The sequence below is a fragment of the Jutongia sp. genome (assembly GCF_057878315.1).
Genome location: NZ_DBLXSO010000037.1, coordinates 23629 through 30640, shown reverse-complemented (window position 1 = coordinate 30640; position 7012 = coordinate 23629). Strand labels below are relative to the sequence as shown.

Sequence of the window (7012 nt, the reverse complement as noted above, 5' to 3'; positions counted from 1 at the left end):
CCATAATATTTCTTATGTCCGGTTATTTAGAAATCATATTTTGCCTGCCAATATATTAAAAATCCGTGAGCTATGACTAAAAAATTGTCTTGTCACTTACGCCCTGGATTTTGCAAATGATATAGATACTCCATTGAATATCCGGGGCGTTATGTACCGCTGCGTGGTGCAGTGGTAGCGGGAGCGTGCCGTCCGAAACAGCTGAGCCCACCTATGGGGCTCAGTCGTGCGGATGCGTATTTATCAAAGCATTGCAAAGCAAAGATTTTTCGGAAATCCTACTGATCTGCGTCAATTTTTTAGTCATAGTTCACGGATTAAGTGATTTCTCAGGCAAAATTGATATTTTATTTTCCGGACATAAGAAATATTATGGGCATACATCAATTTGAGGTATGGGAAGTTTTAGCAAGTAAACATATAATTGATACAGGGAGCTTTCACATCCAATAAGTCGGTGCGAAAGTTCCCTATTTTTGTTGAAAAACAGATGAAACAAGCAAAAACAAGTTAAAAGCTAAAATAGTCTTTGACATCCCACTCTATACGATATATAATAAGGAGAAGTGCGTTGATACAATATGAACGATGAATTATCATGGCGAATAGGAGGATGCAGCGTGGCAAATTATACCAGAGACGACATATTGGACATGATCGAAGAGGAAGATATCGAATTTATCCGTCTTCAGTTTACGGATATTGCCGGCAATCTTAAAAACATGGCGACGACCGTTGATCAGATTGATAAGATCTTAGACGGCAGATGTCAGTTTGACTGTGCGGCGGTTGATGGCTTTGATGGCGATATGGAGGAGTTATTCTTAATTCCTGATTTAGATACATTTGTTATTTTTCCATGGCGTCCACAGCATGGCAAAGTAGCTCGTTTTATCTGTGATATCGTGAAACCGGATGGAACACCTTTTGACGGCGACAGCCGTTACATTTTAAAAAGAACAATTGCGCAGGCAAAGGAGATGGGGTTCGATTTTGATGTTGCCCTTAAGAATGAATTTTTCTTGTTTGACCTTGGCGAAAACGGAGAGCCGACCCATAATTCCAGCGAGAAGGGCGGCTATTTTGATGTTGGGCCTGCGGACTGCGGTGAGAATGCAAGACGTGACATGGTCTTATATCTTGCAGATATGGGGATTTCAACCGAGTCCTCCTATCATTCCGACGAGGCGGCACAGCATGTGCTTGACATGTCATACACCAATGCGCTTGCGATGGCAGACAACATTATGACATCCCGTCTGGTTATCCGGACCGTAGCAAAGCGTCACGGACTGCATGCGACATTTATGCCGAAGCCGAAGAAGGATTCAAAGGGCTCCGGAGCACATTATACATTTTCTTTATCAAAGAACGGTCAGAATATCTTTACGGATGTATCGGACTCAGCCGGTGTGAGCAAGGAAGGATATGCCTTTATGGCGGGCATGCTTGAGCATATTGCAGATATGTCTCTGGTAACCAATCCGCTGGTAAACTCCTACAAGCGTCTGGTTCCGGGATTTCTTGCACCGCTCAGGGTGAGTTGGTCTGTACATAATTCCAGCCCTCTGATCCGTCTGACATCGGTTGGTGGAGATGGCGGAAGGATCGTTCTTCGCAATCCGGACGGTGCGGCGAATCCATATCTGGTGATCGCGGCTTGTCTGGCGGCAGGAATGGATGGTGTCCGTAAGCAGCTTGAGCCGCCGGTATGCATGGACAAAATGTCAACGGAAGAGCTTGCTGAGCGTGAGAGACTTCCAAGGACGCTTTATGAAGCTGTGAAGCGTTTTGAAAATGATGAGTTCCTGCGGGAGGTGCTGGGAGCACATGTATCGAATTATCTGATCTCTACAAAGGATGCAGAATGGGAAGAATACTGCAGGCAGGTAACACACTGGGAGACGGAGCGTTATCTTGGAACAGTATAAGCAGTACCGCTGATAAGTAACCGATACACGGGAGGTTTTTATGGCAGATATCATCATTGCATTTCCAAAGCTGGACGATGCAAAAAATCTTAAAAAACTTCTGCTTCGAAACGGGTATGATGTCAGTCTGGTATGCGATAATGGTGCACAGGTTGTCGGCGCGGTAAACGAATTGGATGGCGGTGTAGTGATCTGTGGCTATCGCTTCAGCGATATGCATTTCTCAGAGATACTTGATTATCTGCCGAAAGGATTTCAAATGCTTCTGATGGCATCGCCGGCAAAGCTGGAGGACAGCGATATCAGTGAGATTGTGTCGCTGCCAATGCCGCTAAAGGTACAGGATCTGCTTGACACCCTGAACATGATGATGGTGCAGTACCGGCGCTGGAAGAAAAAGCAGAAGAACAAGCCGAAGGTACGGTCAGAAGGTGAGAAAAGAATAATTCAGAAAGCAAAAGAGCTGTTGATGGAGAGAAACCAGATGACAGAGGAGGAAGCACATAGATACATACAAAAAATAAGCATGGACAGTGCGATAAATTTAGTTGAAACTGCTGAAATGATACTAGAACTAAATGGAAAGGAATGGGAAATTTAGATGAAAGCGTTTCTTATTTTAGAGGATGGAACAGTATTTGAGGGCAAGAGTGTTGGCTCGCAAAAAGAAGTGATCAGTGAGATCGTATTTAATACGTCAATGACCGGATATCTTGAGGTTCTGACTGATCCGAGTTATGCGGGACAGGCGGTAACGATGACATATCCGTTGATCGGTAATTACGGTGTTGCCTATGCAGACATGGAGTCGCGAAAGGGATGGCCGGACGGTTTTATCACCAGAGAAATTTCCCGTATGCCAAGCAATTTCCGATGTGAAGATACCTTACAGAAGTTCCTGGAGGATCAGGACATTCCGGGCATCTACGGTATTGATACTAGAGCCCTTACGAAGATCCTTCGTGAGAAAGGAACCATGAACGGAATGATCACAACCAATGAGAATTACAATCTGGATGAGATTCTTCCGAAGCTGAAGGAATATACCGTAACAGGTGTTGTGAAGAAGGTTTCACGAAGTGAGAAGGAGTCCTTCAAGCCGGGTGATCTTGGTTCTGAAAAGACCGAGACAAAGTTTAAGGTTGCAGTGATTGATGTCGGAACAAAGAATAACATCATCCGCTGCCTGTTAAACAGAGGCTGTGAGGTTGATGTGTATCCATGTGATTTCAATGCAGATGATGTGATCGCTGCAAAGCCGGATGGTATCATGATCACCAACGGACCGGGAGATCCGGCAGAGTGTGTGGAAATCATTGAGCAGATTAAGAAGCTGTCAGAATCAAGCATTCCGATCTTTGCAATCTGTCTGGGACATCAGCTTATGGCATTGGCACATGGCTTTAAGACATACAAGATGAAATACGGTCACCGTGGTGCGAACCATCCGGTTATGGATCTGCATACAAGAAGAGTATATATTTCTTCCCAGAACCACGGATATGTTGTGGATGGCGAATCACTTGATGAGACAAAGGCAAAGCCTTGGTTTGTCAATGTAAACGATAAGACTATTGAGGGGCTTGAATATATCGGAAAGCCGGTTAAAACCGTACAGTTCCACCCGGAGGCAAATGCAGGGCCAAAGGATTCAGAAGTGCTGTTTGAGGAATTTATCAAAATGATGGGAGGTAATCAGTAATGCCAAAATTAGAGGGAATTAAACGTGTATTAGTAATTGGTTCCGGTCCGATCGTTATCGGACAGGCGGCCGAGTTTGACTATGCGGGAACACAGGCATGCCGTTCTCTGAAGGAAGAGGGAATGGAGGTTATCCTTGTCAATTCCAATCCTGCAACGATCATGACCGATAAGGACATCGCCGATAAGGTTTATATTGAGCCGCTGACCGTTGAGGTGCTTCAGCATATTATTGAGGTAGAAAAGCCGGACAGTCTGCTTCCAAACATGGGTGGACAGGCTGGTCTGAATCTTGGTATGGAACTCGCAGAATCCGGCTTTCTGGACAGTCATAATGTAAAGCTTCTCGGAACAACAGCAGAGACGATCCGTAACGCAGAGGGACGTCAGGAGTTTAAGGATCTGATGGAGCGCATCGGTGAGCCATGTGCGCCTTCCGAGCTTGTAGAGAATATTGAAGATGGTGTGGCATTTGCGGATAAGATCGGTTATCCGGTTGTGCTCAGACCAGCATATACACTTGGTGGTTCCGGCGGTGGAATCGCGCATAACCAGGAGGAGCTTGAGGAAATCCTTTCCAACGGACTTCGTCTTTCCCGTGTCGGTCAGGTTCTGGTTGAGAGATGTATCGCCGGCTGGAAGGAGATTGAGTATGAGGTAATGCGTGACAGTAACGGCAACTGCATTACCGTATGTAACATGGAAAACCTTGATCCGGTAGGTGTACATACCGGAGACAGTATCGTTGTGGCTCCTTCACAGACACTGTCTGACAAGGAGTATCAGATGCTTCGTACCTCCGCACTCAAGATCATCAGCGAGCTTGGTGTGACAGGTGGATGTAACGTACAGTTTGCGCTTCATCCGACATCCTTTGAATATTGTGTCATCGAGGTAAACCCTCGTGTAAGCCGTTCCTCCGCACTGGCATCAAAGGCAACCGGTTATCCGATCGCCAAGGTGGCAGCGAAGATCGCGCTTGGCTATACTCTGGATGAGATCCCGAATGCCGTTACCGGAAAGACTTACGCAAGCTTTGAGCCGGCATTGGACTACTGTGTTGTAAAGATTCCGAGACTTCCGTTTGATAAGTTTATCAATGCGAAGCGTACACTGACTACACAGATGAAGGCAACCGGTGAGGTTATGAGTATATGTACAAACTTCGAGGGTGGTCTGATGAAAGCGATCCGTTCTCTGGCACAGCATGTAGACTGTCTGGAGACCGGTGATTATGATGGCATGTCCGATGAGGATGTACTTGAGAAGCTGGATATCGTGGATGACCGCCGTATCTATCTGATTGCTGAGATTCTCCGTCGTGGTCTCGCATCCTACGACAAGATCCATGAGATTACAAAGATTGACAAGTGGTTCATTGATAAGCTTGCGATCCTTGTTGAGATGGAGAAGAAGCTCAAGGCATGTGGCGGCAATATCGACAAGGAACTCATGAAGGAAGCGAAGAGAATGGAGTTCCCGGACAACGTGATCGCACGCTGGACCGGAAAGACCGAGGAAGAGGTCAAGCAGCTCCGTTATGAGTATGGCATTACCGCAGCATTTAAGATGGTTGATACCTGTGCGGCCGAGTTTGCATCTGAGACACCGTATTATTATGGCTGCTTTGATGGAAGCAACGAGGTTGAGGAGACAAGAGACCACAAGAAGATCATGGTACTTGGTTCCGGCCCGATCCGTATCGGTCAGGGTATCGAGTTCGATTACTGTTCTGTTCACAGCGTATGGGCGCTGAAGCAGGAGGGCTATGAGACCATTATTGTAAATAACAACCCGGAGACTGTCAGCACCGACTTTGATATTGCAGATAAGCTGTATTTCGAGCCGCTGACACCGGAGGATGTAGAAAATATTGTTCGTCTGGAGAAGCCGGACGGAGCCGTTGTACAGTTTGGTGGACAGACTGCCATCAATCTGACAGAATCCCTGATCAAGATGGGTGTTAAGATCCTTGGAACAAGCGCAGAGAATGTAGATGCTGCAGAGGATCGCGAGCTGTTCGACGAGATCCTGGAGCAGTGCTGTATTCCGAGAGCAAAGGGTGATACGGTATTTACGACAGAGGAAGCGTTAAAGGTTGCCAATGAGCTTGGTTATCCGGTGCTGATCCGTCCGTCCTATGTGCTTGGAGGGCAGGGTATGCAGATCGCAGTACGCGATCAGGATATCGTAGAGTTTATGGCGGTTATCAACCGTTATCATCAGGAGCATCCGATCCTGATCGATAAGTACCTGATGGGTAAGGAAATTGAGGTCGATGCGGTATGCGATGGCGAGGACATTTTGATCCCGGGTATCATGGAGCATATCGAGAGAGCCGGTATCCATTCCGGAGACAGTATCTCCGTATATCCGGCACAGACGATCTCAGAGAAGATCAAGCGAGTTCTGGTCGATTACACCGGCAAGCTGGCACGTTCCCTGCATGTAATCGGACTGATCAATATTCAGTTTATCGTATATCAGGATGAGGTTTATGTGATCGAGGTAAATCCTCGTTCCAGCCGAACCGTACCATATATCAGCAAGGTTACCGGTATTCCGATCGTTGATCTGGCATCCCGCGTAATCCTTGGAGCAAAGATCCGTGATCTTGGCTTTGAGCCTGGTCTTGCACCGGATGCAGGCTATCTTGCAATCAAGATGCCGGTATTCTCCTTTGAGAAGCTTCGTGGAGCTGAGATTTCCCTCGGACCGGAAATGAAGTCTACCGGTGAGTGCCTTGGTATCGCCAAGACATTTGATGAGGCTCTGTATAAGGCATTCCTCGGAGCTGGAGTGAACCTTCCAAAGCATAAGAAGATGATCATTTCCGTGAAGGATTCGGATAAGCTGGAAGCTGTTGGAGTGGCAAAGCGTTTTAAGAAGCTTGGCTATGAGATCTTCGCAACGAGAAATACAGCACGTGTACTGAATGAGAACGGTGTGCTTGCCATTCCGGTAAACCGTATCAATGAGGAAGCACCGACACTGATGGATCTGCTTCTGGAGCATCAGATCGATCTCGTTATCGATACACCGACACACGGCGACAAGATGAAGGATGGTTTCCTGATCCGCCGTACTGCGATCGAGACAGGTGTAAACGTTCTTACTTCACTTGATACTGCCAATGCATTGCTGACCAGTCTTGAGAACTCAGATAAGACACATCTTTCTATCGTGGATGTGGCAACAATCTCCAAGAGTGGTTCCTACGCAAAGTAAGATATAAAGAAAAAGAGTAATATTATGATGCCGGCAGACAGATCAGCAATATGTATCTGTGTATGAATGGTTGTCTGGTTGTCGGATTGCAAAATTGCATCGCAATGGAGCAATCCGTGGCATCTGTTAGATGTGTGTATATAAAAACAGAA

At 46.5% G+C, this 7012-nt stretch carries 4 protein-coding genes; all 4 read left to right on the top strand.

The features are described 5' to 3' along the window. The first annotated feature begins 620 nt into the window (after window positions 1-620). From ACZLMD_RS09460 to carB, 4 genes are read left to right on the top strand one after another with little or no spacing between them, the layout of a single operon-like run. Window positions 621-1931, top strand: coding sequence for a glutamine synthetase family protein (locus ACZLMD_RS09460; protein WP_482522285.1), 1311 nt, complete (start codon window positions 621-623; stop codon window positions 1929-1931). A 40-nt stretch (window positions 1932-1971) separates the two neighbouring features. Then, a complete protein-coding gene (locus tag ACZLMD_RS09455; RefSeq protein WP_022306433.1) occupies window positions 1972-2532 on the top strand; it encodes an ANTAR domain-containing response regulator in 561 nt (186 codons plus the stop codon). Continuing rightward, window positions 2533-3633, top strand: coding sequence for a carbamoyl phosphate synthase small subunit (locus ACZLMD_RS09450; protein ID WP_022306432.1), 1101 nt, complete (start codon window positions 2533-2535; stop codon window positions 3631-3633). After that, window positions 3633-6860: a carbamoyl-phosphate synthase large subunit gene (gene carB, locus ACZLMD_RS09445; protein ID WP_118561038.1), complete on the top strand. Its 3228-nt coding sequence runs from the start codon at window positions 3633-3635 to the stop codon at window positions 6858-6860. Before ACZLMD_RS09450 ends, carB begins: the two co-directional genes overlap by 1 nt. The last annotated feature ends 152 nt before the right edge of the window (window positions 6861-7012 follow it).

Coding starts and splice junctions, on each gene's coding strand:
- carB (WP_118561038.1), top strand. CDS start 3,633: ATGCCAAAATTAGAGGGAATTAAACGTGTATTAGTAATTGGTTCCGGT.
- ACZLMD_RS09455 (WP_022306433.1), top strand. CDS start 1,972: ATGGCAGATATCATCATTGCATTTCCAAAGCTGGACGATGCAAAAAAT.
- ACZLMD_RS09450 (WP_022306432.1), top strand. CDS start 2,533: ATGAAAGCGTTTCTTATTTTAGAGGATGGAACAGTATTTGAGGGCAAG.